The sequence below is a fragment of the Haloferax sp. KTX1 genome (assembly GCF_902410085.1).
Taxonomy (GTDB): Archaea; Halobacteriota; Halobacteria; order Halobacteriales; family Haloferacaceae; genus Haloferax; species Haloferax massiliensis.
Genome location: NZ_CABPRH010000373.1, coordinates 1 through 381 on the forward strand (window position 1 = coordinate 1; position 381 = coordinate 381).

Annotated in this window: 1 protein-coding gene; it reads right to left on the bottom strand. The window is 65.9% G+C overall.

What is annotated here, in order from left to right; genetic code table 11:
- Positions 1-381 (bottom strand): transglutaminase-like domain-containing protein (locus tag FY251_RS24200; protein WP_148417044.1); only part of this gene is annotated, 381 nt, incomplete at both ends.

Below are 381 nucleotides of genomic sequence, written 5' to 3' on the forward strand. Positions count from 1 at the left end.
GTCTCAGTCGGCTCGGCCTCGGTTTCGTCGGTCTCGGTCAGCGGGGCGGGTGTCGACGTGTCGGATGGCGTGTACTGTTCGACCGGGGTGTCGTCGCCGACAGTGGGTGACGAATCGTCCGAACTCGCCTCCTCGATACGCTGCTGCCTGACCGCCTCGCGCGGCCCGGACGGCGTCGGGTCGAACTGCACCCAGCCCTGGTCGGGGAAGTACACCTCGACCCAGGCGTGGGAGTTGAGCCCGCGCACAACCCACTGGTTCTCGTCGATTCGCTGGCCGGACGTGTAGCCGACGGTCATGCGCGCTGGAATGCCTTGTGTCCGGAGCATCGTCACCATCGTCGTCGCGAAGTAGACACAGTACCCCTCGTCCATCTCGAAG